This is a genomic window from Bradyrhizobium liaoningense, assembly GCF_018130955.1.
GTDB classification, from domain to species: domain Bacteria; phylum Pseudomonadota; class Alphaproteobacteria; order Rhizobiales; family Xanthobacteraceae; genus Bradyrhizobium; species Bradyrhizobium liaoningense_C.
On the sequence record NZ_JAFCJM010000012.1, the window covers coordinates 66,683 to 83,388 of the forward strand.

General features: G+C 64.4%; 9 protein-coding genes. 2 read left to right on the forward strand and 7 right to left on the reverse strand.

The window, feature by feature from the left end; translation table 11 throughout:
* Positions 1 to 186: 186 nt before the first annotated feature.
* Positions 187 to 1,071, reverse strand: coding sequence for a Ku protein (locus tag JQ632_RS12665; RefSeq protein ID WP_212402658.1), 885 nt, complete (start codon positions 1,069 to 1,071; stop codon positions 187 to 189).
* Positions 1,072 to 1,190: 119 nt separating this feature from the next.
* Here JQ632_RS12665 and ligD point away from each other — a divergent pair, with 119 nt between their 5' ends.
* Positions 1,191 to 3,854 (forward strand): DNA ligase D, encoded by a 2,664-nt coding sequence (gene ligD / locus JQ632_RS12670; RefSeq protein ID WP_212402659.1) that lies wholly within the window; start codon positions 1,191 to 1,193, stop codon positions 3,852 to 3,854.
* Between the two features lie 134 nt (positions 3,855 to 3,988).
* Here ligD and JQ632_RS12675 read toward each other — a convergent pair whose 3' ends face one another.
* Positions 3,989 to 4,153 (reverse strand): DUF3309 family protein, encoded by a 165-nt coding sequence (locus JQ632_RS12675; RefSeq protein ID WP_212402660.1) that lies wholly within the window; start codon positions 4,151 to 4,153, stop codon positions 3,989 to 3,991.
* 178 nt (positions 4,154 to 4,331) lie between these two features.
* Between JQ632_RS12675 and JQ632_RS12680 the strand changes: the two genes are divergently transcribed.
* Positions 4,332 to 4,649 carry a polyhydroxyalkanoic acid system family protein gene (locus JQ632_RS12680; protein ID WP_212402661.1) on the forward strand — a complete coding sequence of 106 codons (318 nt, stop codon included), beginning with the start codon at positions 4,332 to 4,334 and terminating at the stop codon, positions 4,647 to 4,649.
* Positions 4,650 to 4,652: 3 nt separating this feature from the next.
* On the opposite strand, the gene treY is transcribed toward JQ632_RS12680, so the two are convergent.
* Genes treY through treS form a run of 5 tightly spaced genes read right to left on the reverse strand, consistent with a single transcriptional unit; the run spans position 4,653 to position 16,701 of the window.
* Entirely contained in the window at positions 4,653 to 7,433 is a 2,781-nt protein-coding gene (gene treY, locus JQ632_RS12685; RefSeq protein ID WP_212402662.1) for a malto-oligosyltrehalose synthase, read from the reverse strand.
* Position 7,434: 1 nt separating this feature from the next.
* Positions 7,435 to 9,192 (reverse strand): malto-oligosyltrehalose trehalohydrolase, encoded by a 1,758-nt coding sequence (treZ, locus tag JQ632_RS12690; RefSeq protein WP_212402663.1) that lies wholly within the window; start codon positions 9,190 to 9,192, stop codon positions 7,435 to 7,437.
* Positions 9,189 to 11,264, reverse strand: a complete 2,076-nt coding sequence (gene glgX, locus JQ632_RS12695; RefSeq protein ID WP_212402664.1) for a glycogen debranching protein GlgX — start codon at positions 11,262 to 11,264, stop codon at positions 9,189 to 9,191. Before glgX ends, treZ begins: the two co-directional genes overlap by 4 nt.
* A gap of 3 nt (positions 11,265 to 11,267) precedes the next feature.
* The gene (glgB, locus tag JQ632_RS12700) at positions 11,268 to 13,415 is read right to left on the reverse strand and encodes a 1,4-alpha-glucan branching protein GlgB (RefSeq protein ID WP_212402665.1); all 2,148 of its coding nucleotides are present in this window, start codon (positions 13,413 to 13,415) and stop codon (positions 11,268 to 11,270) included.
* Positions 13,408 to 16,701, reverse strand: a complete 3,294-nt coding sequence (gene treS / locus JQ632_RS12705; RefSeq protein ID WP_212402666.1) for a maltose alpha-D-glucosyltransferase — start codon at positions 16,699 to 16,701, stop codon at positions 13,408 to 13,410. The genes glgB and treS overlap by 8 nt, the downstream gene beginning before the upstream one ends.
* Between the last annotated feature and the right edge of the window lie 5 nt (positions 16,702 to 16,706).

Sequence of the window (16,706 nt, forward strand, 5' to 3'; positions counted from 1 at the left end):
ATCCACGAGCCACCGCACGCGACGCCAGACGTGGATGCCGGGACAAGCCCGGGCTTGACGACTGAGTATGTGGGGCGAACCTGCATCAACATCGTCATTGCGAGCGCAGCGAAGCAATCCAGATCCGATCCACGGAGGCAGTCTGGATCGCTTCGTCGCAAGGGCTCCTCGCAATGACGGAGTGCGCTAACTCGCCTTGCGATGCCGTGTCGTCGACCGACGCGCCTTCCGCGCGCTGCGCTGCCGTCCGGTCGCGCGGCGGGCGTGAGACCTGGCGGATCGCGATGCCTTGCCACGCCCCTTCAGACTCTGCTTCAGGGCGTCCATCAGGCTGACGACGTTGCTCGGCCGCTCTTCCGGCTCGGCCAGCTCGATTGTCTTGCCGTTCGCCTTCCGCTTCACCAGGGCCTTCAACGCATTCTCGTATTCGTCCTTGAACTTTGACGGATCGAAATGCGACGCCTTCTTGTGCAGGATATGGCCGGCGAGCTCGACCATGTCCTTGGTGATCTTCGGGGTCTTGATGTCGTCGAAGAACTGGCCTTCGTCGCGCAGCTCATAATCAAAGCGCAGCGTGGTGCCGAGCAGCCCCTTTCCGAGCGGCTCGATCGCCATGACGTGCTCGCGGTTGGTGAGCACGATCTTGGCAAGCGCCACGCGCTCCTCGTCCTTCATGGCGTCGCGGATGACCGCGAAGGCATCGATCGCGGCCTTGCCGTCGGGCGCGATGTAATAGGGATGATTGAGGTAACGCCGGTCGATTTCGTCCCGCGGCACGAAACTGTCGATGTCGATGGTGTGGTTGCTCTCGATCTGGACGGCCTCGAGCTCCTCAGGTTCGATCTCGACATATTTGCCCTTGCGAAGCTCGTAGCCGCGACCCTTCTGATTGCTCTCGACGACGTCGCCGGTCTCGACATCGATCATCTGCTGCTTCAGCCGGTTGCCGGTCTCCCGGTTGATCATGTGAAACCGGGTCTTCTCTGCGGCTGTCGTGGCGGGGTAGAGCAGGACGGGGCAACTGACCAGCGACAGCTTCAACATTCCCTTCCAATAGGCGCGCGGGGCCATTCCATTCTCCAGCGATTTCAATACGATTTGGAACCCCAACCCATGTTGGGGGTTTTGGTTCCGGGAGGGAGTCTTGGCGTGATAGGCTTGAATTCGCGCGCGAAAATGCAGGGTCAGACGTGCTGAGAAACCTCTCCACCTATCGCAGGAAGCGGGATTTTGAGAAGACCCCCGAGCCGTCCGGCGAGGCCAGGGTCGCGCCGTCGAAGGCGCGGCGCTTCGTGATCCAGAAGCATGACGCAACACGGCTGCACTACGACTTCAGGCTCGAATTCGACGGTGTCTTCAAGTCCTGGGCGGTGACGCGCGGGCCCTCGCTCGATCCGCATGACAAGCGCCTCGCGGTCGAGGTAGAGGATCATCCGCTCGACTATGGCGACTTCGAGGGCACCATTCCCGAGGGACAGTATGGCGGCGGCACCGTGATGCTGTGGGATCGCGGCACCTGGGAATCCGACGACCCTGAGCGCGGCTTCAAGAAAGGCGATCTGAAATTCACCCTGCACGGCGAAAAGCTGCATGGCAGCTGGGTGCTGGTCCGCATGCGCAACGACCGCAACGGCGGCAAGCGCACCAACTGGCTCCTGATCAAGCATCGCGATGAATACGCCAGCGAGGGCGAGGATATCCTGAAGGAGGACAAGTCGGTCGCTTCCGGCCGGGCGATGCAGCAGATCGCTGGAGGCAAGGGGCGCGCGCCAAAACCGTTCATGCTGGCGAAGGGTGCCAAGGGCAAGGCGGACGCGGTCTGGCAGTCCAATCGCGCGGAGGAGTCGGCGACACGCACCATCAAGCCGGCGCCGCGTGCGGCGCTGAAGAAGGGCAAGGCGACGACGGCCACGAACGCCACGAAGGTGTCCGAGATGCTGGACTTCGTCGCGCCGCAGCTCTGCACGCCGGTGGAGCGGCCGCCGTCCGGCGATGGCTGGTGCCACGAGATCAAGTTCGATGGCTATCGCGTTCAGCTTCGGGTCGAAGGCGGCAAGGCAACGCTGAAGACCCGCAAAGGGCTCGACTGGACCGACAAGTTTACCGCCATCGCCAAGGAAGGGACCGGCTTGCCCGATGTGATGATCGACGGCGAGATCGTCGCGCTCGATCACGATGGCGCCCCGAATTTTTCGTCGCTCCAGGCGGCATTGTCCGATGGCAAGACCGACGCGCTCACCTTCTTCGCCTTCGACGTGCTGTTCGCCGATGGACTCGACTTGCGGAGATTGTCGCTCGGCGAGCGAAAGGAACGGCTCAAGGAATTGCTGGAGGCGCGCAAGGGCAAGTCGCACCAGATCCGCTATGTCGAGCATTTTGAGAGTGGCGGCGATGCGGTGTTGCAATCTGCCTGCAAGCTCGAGCTCGAAGGCGTGGTGTCGAAGAAGCTCGATGGTCCCTACCGCTCCGGCCGCACCGAGGGCTGGACCAAGGCAAAATGCCGCGCGGGCCATGAGGTCGTGATCGGCGGCTACAAGACCACCAACGGCAAATTCCGTTCGCTGATGGCCGGCGTGCACCGTGGCGATGACCTCGCCTTTGTCGGTATGGTCGGTACAGGGTTCGGTGCCGACAAGGTCAAGCGCATCATGCCGCTGTTGAAGGCGGCGGAAGCTGATGAGAGCCCCTTCGGCGGCAAGAACGCGCCCAAGAAGACCCGCGACGTGCACTGGCTGAAGCCGGAGCTCGTTGCCGAGATCGAGTTCGCCGGCTTCACCGCCGATGGCAATATCCGCCAGGCCGGGTTCAAGGGATTGCGGCAGGACAAGCCGGCCGAGGAGGTGGAGGCGGAAACGCCCAGGAAGACCGTGCTCGCCAAGCCGGTCGCACGCAAGGGTGCGGCCAAGAGTGTGGCTAAGTCCGGAAAGCGGTTGAAGCAGACCGGGGCAGCCGAAGTGATGGGCGTCGTCATCTCCAAGCCCGACAAGGAGCTGTGGCCGGACGGCGGCGACGGCGAGGGCGTGACCAAGCTCGACCTTGCGCGCTATTTCGAGGCGGTCGGCGACTGGATGATCGCGCATCTGAAGGGGCGGCCGTGCTCGATCATCCGGGCGCCCGACGGCATCGGCGGCGAAAAATTCTTCCAGCGCCACGCCATGCAGGGCACCTCGAGCCTGCTGCAGCTGGTAAAAGCCTCCGGCGAACGAAAACCCTATTTGCAGATCGACCGGGTCGAGGGGCTCGCGGCGGTCGCGCAGATCGGTGGTGTCGAGCTGCATCCCTGGAATTGCGCGCCTTATGCCTACGATACGCCGGGCCGGCTGGTATTCGATCTCGATCCCGCGCCGGATGTGGCGTTTGCCGATGTGGTGGAGGCTGCCAAGGAGATGCGCCAGCGCCTGGCTGATGTCGGCATGGAGAGCTTTTGCAAGACCACCGGCGGCAAGGGCCTGCATGTCGTGGTGCCGCTGCTGCACGGCGCCAGGGACAAGGTGAGCTGGAAGGAGGCAAAGGGCTTTGCCCAAAGTGTCTGCCAGTGGATGGCCAACGACGAGCCCGAGCGCTATCTGCTCAACATGTCCAAGAAGCTGCGCGACGGAAAGATCTTTCTCGACTATCTGCGCAACGATCGCCTGGCAACGGCGGTCGCGCCGCTATCGCCGCGCGCGCGCGACGGTGCGACGGTGTCGATGCCGGTCACCTGGGCGCAGGTGAAGGGCGATCTCGACCCGAAGCGCTACACGATGCGGACGGTGCCGGGACTGTTGGCGCGCTCGAAGGCGTGGGATGGCTACGAGGATGCGGCGTCGTCGATCAAGGCGGCGATGAAGAAGCTGGTGGGGAAGGTGAGGTAGCTACGCGGCTCGCCGCAAATGTTGACGTTGTAGGGTGGGCAAAGCGAAGCGTGCCCACCATCTTTCAGCTTCTCGGCAGAAGAGGTGGGCACGGCGCGATGCGCCTTTGCCCACCCTACGCACCGAGCGCTCGGCTAGATCCGCCCCAGCAGCAGCAAGATCAGCAGGATGACGATGATCAGCCCCAGGCCGCCGCCGCCGTAGTAGCCGGTGCCGTAGAACGGGCCGCCGCCGATGCCGCTGAAGCCGCCAAGTAGCGCAATGACCAGAATGATCAGAATGATGGTACCGATTGTCATGCGAGTCTCCTCCAGCCCTCTGACAAGGGTTGCTTTGTGAATCCTGATTTCGCCGGGGCAACTTGCCGCACAAATGAAAGTTCCTGTGATGCAACACCATAAGAAGGCCGCGGCTGCTGGAACTATTGCGGGGATTTCGCGCCTGATTATGTGAGGACGGATCATTGGAGGCTGGGCCATGTCAGCACCGCTCGTCGTTTCAATCCCGCATCGCCTGGGCCGCGAGGAAGCGGCGCGGCGTCTCAAGACCGGTCTCGGCCGGGCCGCCGCCAGCATCCCCGTGATGCAGGTCGAGGAGGAGCGCTGGGAGGGCGACCGCATGAACTTTCGCATCCGCGCGCTCGGGCAGATCGCGACCGGCAATGTCGACGTCGCCGAGGATCACGTGCGGGTCGAGGTGGTGCTGCCCTGGTTGCTGCAGCGCTTTGCCGAGATGGCGCAGGCGACCATTCGCAAGCGCGGACAATTGCTGCTGACCAAGGGCGACGGCAAATAGTGCTCAGGCGCGTGCGCGCCGGCGCACCGGTTTCGATGCGGTCGCGGTCCGCGCGCGCAAGACGGCCGCCGGAAGATCGCGGAACGCCTGCGATGTCGGCAATTCATGGCCATCGACGCCGTCGATCGCATAGCCCTTCACATTCACCGCTGCGTCGAGAGTTTTGGCGTCCGGCCATTCCCGGCCGCCTTGCGTGAGCGGTCCGAACAGCCGGCCGGCGACGATGATCGCAGCGTCGCGTCCGTGCCGGCGGGCGAAGGCGATGACGTGGTCGCTATGCGGCCCGCTCACTTCGAGCGGCTGATAGTCGCCGAGCGCAAAGACATCGCCCAGGTTCGCGCGCAGCGCGAGCAAATGCCTTGTCCAGGCAAGTTTCAGCCGTCCGTCCGGCGCGTTCCGGATCAGATCGTTCCAGTCCGGACGCTCGAGCGCCCCGAGCATTTTGCCTCGCGCGGCAAAATCCACGGGCCGGCGGTTGTCAGGGTCGACCAACGACAGATCCCAGAACTCCGTACCCTGATAAAAGTCCGGGACACCGGGTAGGGTCGCCTTCAGCGTCACCTGGCTCAGCGAGTTCAGCGCGCCGAGGCGCGCGAGGCGCTGGGCCAGAAGTTGCAGCGAATCCAGGAATTCGGCCGAGACAGCGGGATCGAGGATCCCAGCGATGAAGTCGCGCACGCCGGCCTCGTAAGCTTGGTGCGGATTGAGCCAGCTCGTTTCCTCCTTGCCCTCGCGCGCGGCCTTGAGGGCGTAGGCCTGGATGCGTTTAATGAGGCCGGCATCTGGCGCAGTGAGCGGCCAAACGCCGAGCAGGGTCTGATAGAGCATGTATTCGAACGTTGCCGATGGCGCGCGCATGTTGCCATCGGTCGTGATGTGCGGCGCGTTCAATACCTTCCAGCGCGCAACCGCGCTGGTCCACTCGCCGGGGATCTCGCTGAGCGCGGCGAGCCGGGTGCGGGCATCCTCGCCGCGCTTGGTGTCGTGCGTGGCGGTGGCCGTCATGCCATGCGGCCATTCCTTCGCCCGCGCCTGCATCACCTGATGAAAGGCCGGGACCGACACCCCATGGGCGGACGGATCGCCGCCGACCTCGTTCAGCGCCAGCAGGCGGTGGTAGCGATAGAAGGCGGTATCCTCCAGCGATTTTGCCATCATTGGCCCGGTGAATTGCTGCACCTTCAGCGCAAAGCGACGCACGCGCGGCGCGCTGTGCGGAGGGCGGCCGGGCTTGAGCAGGTCCATGGTGAGGGCATCGCGCAGAAAATCGAAAATGCCTTCATCGGCGGAAAACCATTCGGCGCGCGCACGCGCGATGGTCTCGTCGATCAGTTTGCGATCATGCGCGGTCGGGCCGGCAGCCGTGATATAGGTGCGGTAGACCGGAAAATGCAGCACGTAGAGCTCGAGCGCCTGCCGCAGGCTGTCGGTGGAAAAATCGCGCGTCGAATAATGTCCGCTCGCAATGCGCGCCAGCAGCCGCGTCAACACGGTGAATTCGCTCGTCAGCAGCGTCTCCAGCACCCGCCGCTTGGCTTCCATCACGTAGGGCGCGAGCCGCGGTGCCCGGTTGCTGATCTGGCGCCAGGTTTCATCAAGCGCGTCCAGTCCCTTGGCGTCGACCAGGATGTGGGTAATGACGTTCATCCACTCATAGCCGGTGGTGCCCTGGATTCCGGCGAAATGGGGCAGGCGCTCGTGTTCGCACAAAATCTTTTCGATCACGGTGTAGAAGGGTTTTGTCGCGCCTTGCGCGCTGCTGACCAAGCGGCGCAGCCGCTGGCAATATTGCGCGGGATCGCGCAGCCCGTCGATGTGGTCGAGGCGGATGCCTTGCAGCCTGCCGTCGGCGATCAACTGCTTGACGAGCCTGTGCGTGGCCTCGAACGTGCCGGGATCTTCGACCCTGAGGCCCGCGAGGCCGTTGACGTCGAAGAAGCGGCGATAGTTGATGTCGCTGGAGGCGAGCCGCCAGTGGCCGAGCTTGTAGTGCTGGCGCTCCAGCAGATGATGCAGCGCCAAAGTCCGCGATGGGCGATCTCTTGCCGCGCGATAGGCGCCAAGCCCGCGCGCGATGATGTCAGTGGCGCCAATCTCTTTCAGTTCGGCCTTGAAGGCCGGTGCCTCCTTGCGGTTCGGATGACGCAATCCCTTGTAACGCTCGGCAAGTGCGAGCAGGCGCGTGCCGGCCTGGCTCGTTTCCGCACCGGCCTCCCTCACGATCATCCGGAGCATCTCGCCATAGCGCTCCGGCGCGATCGGCAGGCGATGCTCAAAATACCAGGCCGAAAAACTGCCTTCGTCGGCATCGTAGCGCAGCTCGATCTCGCCGCGCTCCAGCGCGTCGCCATATGACGCGCCGAGGATCGGCAGCAGCACGCCGCCGCGGGCGCGATAGGGCAGTAGTTCCCAGTCGATGTCGAGCGAGACGGCATGCGGCGAGGCCGGGCCCCATTCCAGCACGTCGAGCCAGAACGGATTGTCGGCAAAATGCACGCCGACATGGTTCGGCACGAAGTCGATGATCAGGCCGATGTCGTGCTCCCTCAGCGCGTCGCTCAGGCGCGCAAAGCCGGCTTCGCCGCCGAGCTCGGGGCTGAGCCGGCTGTGGTCCACGGTGTCGTAGCCGTGGGTCGAACCCTTGCGCGCCTTCATCACCGGCGAGGTATAGAGATGCGTGATGCCGAGCGCCTTCAGGTAAGGCACGATCGCGGTCGCGGCCTCGAAATCAAAATCGGCCGTCAGTTGCAGGCGGTAGGTGGCAAGCGGGATGGCGGGAGGCATGTCATCCTCCGATGCGCCAAAATACCGACCAGGGCGAGAGTCGGTCACCGGTGTCGCCGCCCCAGATCGGCGCGCCGGTGATGGTGTCTGTTACAGCGATGTCCTGATCCGACAGATTGGCGGTCAGGCGCAGCGTCGTGCCGTCGGCCATGCGCCAATGCGCGGAGAGCAGGCCATTGTCGGCCACATTGGCATCGCCGAACGCGACGTTGCCGAGCCGCGGCATGATCTCCTTGTGCCTGACGGCAAGCAGGTTTCGCACCAGCACCAGCCGTGCATCTTCCTCGGGTGTGCGGTGCTCCCAATCGAGCACGGCCGATTGCGGCGTGGCGGGATCGAGCGGGTCTGGGACCTCGTGGCCGTATTTCGCATAGGCCCAGGCATATTCCTGGCGCCGGCCCTTGCGGACGGCGGTGGCGAGGTCACCATGGAGATCGCAGAAGAACGGGAAGGGCGCTTTTGAGCCCCATTCCTCGCCCATGAACAGCATCGGCACCTGAGGCGCGAGCAGCAGGATAGCGAGCGCGGCCTCGATCGCCTTCGGCGATGCGATGCTTTCGAGGCGATCGCCGAGCGCGCGGTTGCCGATCTGGTCGTGGTTTTGCAGGAAGTTGACGAAGGTCACAGGCGACAGCGCCCCGCTCGGCTCGCCGCGAGGCTTGTTGCCCCAGAAGGCCGACGTCTCGCCCTGGTAGACGAAGCCTGAGGCCAGCGCACGGGCGAGATCGATGCGCCACGTCCCCTGATAGTCGCCGTAGTAGCCGGCAGATTCGCCCGTCAGCATCACGTGCCAGACGTGGTGGTAGTCGTCGTTCCACTGGGCGCGATACTTGCCGTTCGGCGGCTCCTGCGCGGGATCGAGCAGGCTCGCGCGATTGTCGCCATTCTCCAGCACGAGATGGATGTGCCGGCCGGTCGCCGCGGCAAGCTGGCCGGCTGCGACGCTGAGCTCATGGAGCAGCGACTGTTCACCCGGGATCGCCATGATGTGGTTGGCGGCGTCCAGGCGCAGGCCGTCAAAACGGTAGTCGCTGAGCCAGGACAGCGCGTTCTCGATCGCGAAGGCGCGCACCTGCGGCACGCGATAGTCGATCGCGCTGCCCCAGGGCGTGTGCGCGTCGGTGAAGAAGCTTGGCGCGTAGCGGCCGAGATAATTCCCCTCGGGGCCGAAATGATTGTAGACGACGTCGAGGAACACCGTGAGGCCGCGCAGATGCGCCTCGTCGATCAGCGTCTTCAGGTCTTCGGGGTGGCCATAGGCGCTGTCCGGCGCATACCAGAGCACGCCGTCATAGCCCCAGCCGCGCTTGCCTGCGAAATCCGCCAGCGGCATCAGCTCGAGTGCAGTGATGCCGGTCGCGACGAGATGATCCAGTTTTTCGATCATCGCGCGATAGCTGCCTTGCGGCGTGAAGGTACCGACGTGGGCCTCCAGCAGCACCGTCTCGTGCCAGGGACGGCCGCGCCAGTCCTTTGCGCGCCACTCGAAGCTCGTGTGATCGATCACCTCGCCCGGACCGAACACGTCGTCCGGCTGAAATGCGGAGGCGGGATCGGGCACGTCGAGCTCGTCGTCGATCCGGAACTTATAGCGGGCGCCGGCCGTCAGGCCGAAAATCTCGGCCACGTACCAGCCGTCGTCGCGCCGCTGCATGGCGTAGGGCTTGTCGAGCACGAGATCGACGCGTCGGGCCGCCGGCGCCCAAAGGCGGAACGAGACGCCCTCCCTGGTCAGCCTCGCCCCGAAGGATGGCCTCATAGCGCGCCCGCAAACGCCAGCACCGAGCGCGGCGCCGCCTTGCTGTCGGCGCCGGGCGGGAAGTCGACGCTGTTCAGCCTGGCCTCGGTCGTGTTCAGGATCTGCTGCCAGCTCTTGTATTCGGTCATTCTTGGCAATTTGAATGCGATCTCTTCGGGTGCGGCGTTCAGGACGATAAAGATCGCGGAGCCGCCGGGTTCCAGCGACCCCATCACATAGGAGAGGAACCTGCCTTCCGGAAAATTCCAGTCGCTCTCCTTCATCTCCTCGCCGGCGGGCGTCAGCCAGAGCACGCCGTAGGAGCCATCGGCGCGCCGGCCGTCGAGCCAGCGATGGCTGCGGAGCTGCGAGAAGCGCCGGCGGATGTCGGCAAGATGGGCGACGAAGTCGACCATGTCCTCGCCCTCCTTGCCGAGATTGTCCCACAACACCCAGCCGGTCTCGTTGTCCTGGCAATAGGCGTTGTTGTTGCCGTTCTGGGTGTTGCCGACCTCGTCGCCGGCGAGCAGCAGCGGCGTGCCCTGTGCGAGCATCAGGCAGGCCAGCACGTTCTTGCGGAGCTGCCGGCGCAAGGCGAGGATGTTTGGATCGTCGGTCGGGCCCTCGATGCCGCAATTGTTGCTGTGGTTGTCGTTGGAGCCGTCGCGATTGTCCTCGCCGTTGGCCTCGTTGTGTTTCTGGTTATAGCCGAAGAGGTCGGCGAGCGTGAACCCGTCATGGACGGTGATGTGGTTGATCGAGGCGCGCGGCCGCCGTCCGTCATGGTTGAACAGATCGGACGACGCCGTCATGCGCGAGGAAATGTCGCCGATCAGGCTGCCTTCGCCGCTCCAGTAGCGCCGCATGGCGCTGCGATACCGATCGTTCCATTCGGACCATTGCGAGGGAAACGCGCCGACCTGGTAGCCGCCCATGCCGAGATCCCAGGGTTCGGCGACGAGCTTGACGTTGGCGAGCACCGGGTCCTGGCGCACGGCGGTCAGGAACGAGGCGCCGCGGTCATAGCCGTTGGGCCCGCGCGCAAGCGTGGTGGCGAGATCGAAGCGGAAGCCGTCGACATGGCAGACCTCGACCCAGTAGCGCAGCGAGTCCATCACCATCTGCAGCACGCGTGGATGGGTGAGGTTCACCGATGAGCCGCAGCCGGTAAAATCGTCGTAGAAGCGCGGGTTCTCGCGGTTCAGCCAGTAGTAGGACGCGTTGTCGATGCCACGGAAGCACAGCGTGGGCCCCAAATGGTTGCCTTCGGCGGTGTGGTTGTAGACGACGTCGAGCATCACCTCGATGCCAGCATCGTGCAGCCGCGCCACGGTGGTGCGGAAGGAATCGAGCGTATTGTCCTGGGCGTAGCGCGGCTCCGGCGCGAAGAAGGACAGCGTGTTGTAGCCCCAATAATTGACGAGCTTCTTCTCCACGAGCACGCGGTCGTCGACAAAACCGTGGATCGGCAGCAGCTCGACGGTGGTGACGCCCAGGCGCTTGAGGTGCTCGATCATCGCGGGCGAGGAAAGTCCGCCATAGGTGCCGCGCAAATTCGGCGGCACGTCCTCGCGCTTCTGGGTCAGGCCCTTGATGTGGGCCTCGTAGATCACGGTGTCCTCCCAGGGCACGTTGGGACGGATCTCGCGCCGGCCCCAGTTGAAGGTCTCGTCGACCACGACGGCCTTGATCATGCCGCGCGCATTGTCGCGCCGGTCGAAGGAGAGGTCTTCGCGCGGGCTGCCGGTGCGATAGGCGAAATGGGCATCGCTCCACACCAGGCGGCCGGCGAGGCGCTTGGCGTAGGGATCGAGCAACAGCTTGTTGGCATTGAAGCGGTGGCCGTGCTCCGGCTCGTACGGCCCGTGCACGCGGTAGCCGTAGAGCTGGCCCGGCGAGACGTCGTTGAGATAGCCGTGCCAGACGTCCTCGGTGCGCTCCGGCAGCTCGATGCGTTCGAGCTCGCGCCGGCCCTGGCTGTCGAACAGGCACAGCTCGACCTTTTGCGCATTCGCCGAGAACAGCGCAAAGTTGGTACCTCTTCCGTCCCAGCTTGCGCCGAGGCGAGCAGGCGATCCGGCGGTCAATCGCATGGGTCAGCTTTCCGGAACGAGGAAGATCGCGGCCAGCGGCGGAAGGGTCAGGCTGAGCTCGGGCGTCTTGCCGCCTTGGGTGTGCACCTCGCCGATATTACCGACATTGCTGCCGCCGTAGTGCGCGGAGTCGGAGTTGAACACCTCGTGCCATTTGCCGGCGAACGGCACGCGCACGCGATAGTTGCGATAGACGTTCGGGGAGAAATTCACCACCACGAGACAGCGCGCGCGGTCTTCAAATCCCTTGCGGACCCAGGCGAACACGTTGTTGTTGGCATCGTCGGTGATGACCCATTCGAACCCCGCCTGCTCGCAGTCCATCTGGTGCAGCGCGGGCACCGCGCGATAGAGCCGGTTGAGGTCGCGGATCAGGGACTGGATGCCGGAATGGGTCTTGTGCTGGAGCAGGTGCCAGTCGAGCGACTGGTCGTGATTCCATTCGCGGCTCTGCGCGATCTCGCCGCCCATGAACAGCAGCTTCTTGCCGGGATGGCCGAACATGAAGCTGTAATAGGCGCGCAAATTGGCAAAGCGCTGCCATTCGTCGCCCGGCATGCGCCCGAGGATCGAGCGTTTGCCGTGCACGACTTCGTCATGGGACAGCGGCAAAATGAAGTTTTCCGAGAAGGCGTAGTGCAGGCCGAACAGGATGTCGCCGTGATGGTATTTGCGATGGATCGGATCCTTGCTGATGTAGCTCAGCGTGTCGTGCATCCAGCCCATGTTCCATTTGTAGCCGAAGCCGAGCCCGCCGAATTCGACCGGACGCGACACCTGCGGCCAGGCGGTGGATTCTTCCGCCGCCGTCGTCGCCTGCGGGAAGCGCGCGAACAGTTCGCTGTTGAAGCGGCGCAGGAAGGCGATGGCCTCCAGGTTCTCGCGTCCGCCATGCTGGTTGGGAATCCAGCCGCCGGGCGGACGGCTGTAATCGAGATAGAGCATCGAGGCCACCGCATCGACGCGCAGCCCGTCGATGGCGTATCGTTCGAGCCAGAACAGCGCGTTCGACACCAGAAAGTTCGTCACTTCGGTGCGGCCGTAATTGTAGATTAGCGTGCCCCAGTCGAGATGCCGGCCCTGCAAGGGGTTGGCGTGCTCATAGAGCGCGGTGCCGTCGAAATGGCCGAGCCCGTGTGGATCATCGGGGAAGTGTCCGGGCACCCAGTCGAGCAGCACGCCGATGCCTTCGCGATGGCAGGCATCGACCAGTGCTGCAAAATCCTCCGGCGAGCCGAAGCGGCTGGTCGGCGCGTAGAGGCCGGTCGGCTGGTAGCCCCAGGATCCGTCGAAGGGATGCTCGCTCACGGGGAGGAATTCGACGTGGGTAAAGCCCATGTCGCGGGCGTAGGCGGGAAGCTGCTCCGCGAGCTCGCGATAGGTCAGCCACTCGTTGTCATCCTTGCGCCGCCATGAGCCGAGATGGACCTCGTAGATCGACATCGGCGCCGACAGCGCGTTGATGCCGTCGGGTGCCGGCCGCGGCCGCGGCAAATGCGCCTCGTCGAACACGATCGACGCCGTTTTCGGCCGCACCTCGGTCGCAAACGCAAACGGATCGGATTTCAGCGCCAGATTATGGCCGTGGGGCCCGACGATATCGAACTTGTAGTGATCGCCGGCCTTGGCGTGCGGGATGAACAGCTCCCAATAGCCGACGCCGCGCACGCGCATCGGATGGCGCCGCGCATCCCAGAAATTGAAATCGCCGACCACGCTGACGCGCCGCGCGTTCGGCGCCAGCACCACGAAGCCAATGCCGTCGACGCCATCGAGCGTCATCGGATGTGCTCCGAGCTTGTCGTAAAGCCGCTGATGCGTGCCTTCGCCGAGCAGATAGAGATCGAAATCGGTCAGGATCGGCGGGAAGCGGTAGGGGTCCTCGAGCTCGACGACATTGTCCCCGAATTTTGCGCGCAACTGGTAGCGCTTGGCGCCGTTGGGCAGGCTGCCTGCGAACAAGCCGGATTCGTGGATGCGGTCGAGCTTTGCCACTTCGCCATGCTCGCCGACCGCTTCGACATTGGACGCCTCGGGCAGGAACGCGCGCACCACGCTCTTGTCGCCCTCGGGATGCAGGCCGAGATAGTGGAAGGGGTCGGAATGGCGCCCCTCGATGATTGCATAGGCCTCGGCAGACAATTTAGGCATGAGCTTCGCTCTCGGCATTGGACAGAATGCGAAGCAGCCCGGTCAGCGGCACGGAGAGCCCGTTTGACCGGTGGGACAGTTCGTACTCCACCTCATCGAACGCTTTATCAAGCAGGAAGAAGTTGACGAGACCTTCCTGCGAGGCCTGATCGGCCGGCCACAGACGGCTGTTGGTCATGGCCTCGCGATAGGCAGTGAAGAAGGTCGCGGCGGCGCGCTCGCGCCATTCGCCGAGCGCAGTCGTGAGCCGGCCCTGTTCGTCCGGCGCGCCCTTGAGCGCGCGGCCCAGAGCGGCATTCACCGCCAGGTCGATCGACCGGATCAGGCCGGCGACGTCGCGCGCCGCGGGCGCCTTGCGCCGCCGCTCGGCGAGCGGACGACGCAGATCGCCGTCGAAATCGATGATGAAGATATCGTCCTTCACGATCAGAACCTGCCCGAGGCGGAAATCGCCATGATGACGGATGTTCAACCCGCCGATGTCAGATGGCAAGTGCGCCGTCAGCCGGTCGGCGAGGCCCTGGCGCGCGGCCTGTAGCCGGTCGATCAGCGAACGGTCGGCCTCCTTCAGGCCGTCGCGGCGCTCGCTTAGCAATTCGCAGATCCGATCGGCGCGCGCTTCGAGTTCGCCGGTCCAGAGCCTGATCTGGCTGGGGTCGATCGGTTCGGGCACGAAATCGGCGGACTCGGCGGCCGCCAGTGCCAGATGCAGCTCGGCGAGGCGCTTGCCCGTCTGGGCGAGGTAATGCAGATAGGGCGCCTGCTCCTGGATCTCGCGCGGCGTCTCGCTGATCGGCAGCAGTCGCTGCTCGTCGATATAGCGGTCGATATAGCCCGCGGTGACGGCCCAGCCGTCGCCCTGGTTCGCCACATAGGCATGCACGACGCCGATCGCGCTGCGCTGGTTGCCTTCGACCAGCTCCGCGGTCCCGAGTAGCGCCGGCACATTGGCAAAGCGCGCGACCTCGGTGAGGTATTGGCCGATCTCGATCTCGGGATTGGTGCCGACGTCGAGTTGCCGGTAGATCTTGGTCACGTAGAGATTGTCGACCAGCGCGGTGCTGTTGGCCTGCTCGACCGCGCGGATCTGCTCCGGCTGCTTGACCGCGTATTCAGCAAAGCGGCTGGTCGGCCTGAAGTCGAGCCGCAAATCGTTTTCCTCGACGACCAGCGATTGACTGAGATTCCTCAAGAACAGGCCGATAAAGATCTGGTCGGTCGCAACGTCGAGCAGCGTGCCTTCGCGCGCGCCCTGGCGTACGGCGGCAAGCGCCTTCGGGTTGAAGCGCTCGCGATCGAAGCGCACCCACTCGATCTGCATCGGCATGACGTAGCGCGCGCTGGTGCCGTGCTGCGTCGCCTCGAAGAAGGCGAGCCATGGCCGGTTGTCGCCGATGTCGCAGAACGGCACCGCCGAGGTCAGCTTGGGCTGGATCTGCTTGGCGCTGCGTTCCGGATACCAGCGCATGCGCGACAGGAAGTCCGGCAGGACGTCGCGCTCGAACACGCTGCGCTCGCGCGCCAGCGACACCCAGGTCGAGTTGACGGGCACCACCAGCGTTTCGAATTCCGGCACCGCCCGCGGCGTCACCGGCTCGGACTTGTCGCGCTCCTGAAGCTGGAACCAGTAGAAGCTGTAGGGCCCGAGCGTGATCATGTAGGGCAGCTCGCCGATCGCGGGGAAGCGCGTGCGTCCGAGCATCTCCAGCGGAATCCGGTCCTTCCACGGCGACAGATCGAGCTCGGTCGCCTGCGCGGCGCGCGACAGATTGGCGACGCAGAGGATGATCTCGTCGCGATACTGCCTGATATAGGCGAGCACGGAGCGGTTGGCCGGGCGGATGAAGGTCATGGTGCCGCGGCCGAAGGCGAGCGTCGATTTGCGCACCGAGATCAGCCGTTTGGTGGCTGACAGCAGCGAGGACAGGCTGCGCGACTGCGCCTCGACGTTGACAGCCTCGTAGCCGTAGACGGGGTCCATGATCAGCGGCGCGTAGAGACGTGCCGGATCGGCGCGCGAGAAGCCGCCATTGCGGTCCGGGCTCCATTGCATCGGCGTGCGCACGCCGTTGCGGTCGCCGAGATAGATGTTGTCGCCCATGCCGATCTCGTCGCCGTAATAGACGATCGGTGTGCCGGGGAAGGACAATAGCAGCGAGTTCATCAGCTCGATCTTGCGCCGGTCGTTGTCCATCAGCGGCGCGAGGCGCCGGCGGATGCCGACATTGATGCGGGCGCGCGGATCGTTGGCATAGGTCGACCACAGATAGTCGCGCTCGACGTCGGTCACCATCTCCAGCGTCAGCTCGTCATGGTTGCGCAAAAACAGCGCCCATTGGCAGCTCGCCGGGATATCCGGCGTCTGGCGCAAAATGTCGGTGATCGGGAAGCGGTCCTCCTGCGCGATCGCCATGTAGATGCGCGGCATCAGCGGGAAGTGGTAGGCCATGTGGCACTCGTCGCCGCGGCCAAAATATTCCTGCACGTCCTCCGGCCATTGATTGGCTTCGGCCAGCAGCAGCTTGCCCTTGGAGTAGGAATCGAGCTCCTGGCGCAGCCGCTTGATGATGGCATGCGTCTCCGGAAGGTTCTCGTTGGAGGTGCCCTCGCGCTCGCAGAGATAGGGGATGGCGTCGAGGCGGAAGCCGTCCACGCCGGCGTCCAGCCAGCGCTTCATCACCTGGATGAGGGCGCTGACGACGCGCGGATTGTCGAAGTTGAGATCAGGCTGGTGCGAGAAGAAGCGGTGCCAGTAGAACGCGCCGGCCTCCGGATCCCAGGTCCAGTTCGATTTCTCGGTATCGGTGAAGATGATCCGCGTGCCCTGATATTTCTGGTCGGTGTCACTCCAGACATACCAGTTGCGGGCGCTGGTGCCCGGCGGGCTGCGGCGCGCGCGCTTGAACCAGCGGTGCTGGTCGGAGGTGTGGTTGACGACGAGCTCGGTGATGACCCGCAAGCCGCGCCGCTGCGCCTCCTGGATGAAGCGCTTGAAGTCCTTCATCGTCCCGAAATCGGGATTGACCGAACCGTAGTCGGCGATGTCGTAGCCGTCGTCGCGGCCGGGCGAGGGGTAGAACGGCAACAGCCACAGCGCGGTGACGCCGAGATCCTGCAGATAGGGCAGCTTCTCCGTCAATCCGACGAAGTCGCCGATGCCGTCATTGTTGCTGTCGGCAAAGGCCTTGACGTGGAGCTGGTAGATGATCGCGTCCTTGTACCAAAGCTCGTCCGCGACATTGGCCGCCTGCGCCTTCTTGGCATCGACAGAGGAGAGAACGTTCATGGCGC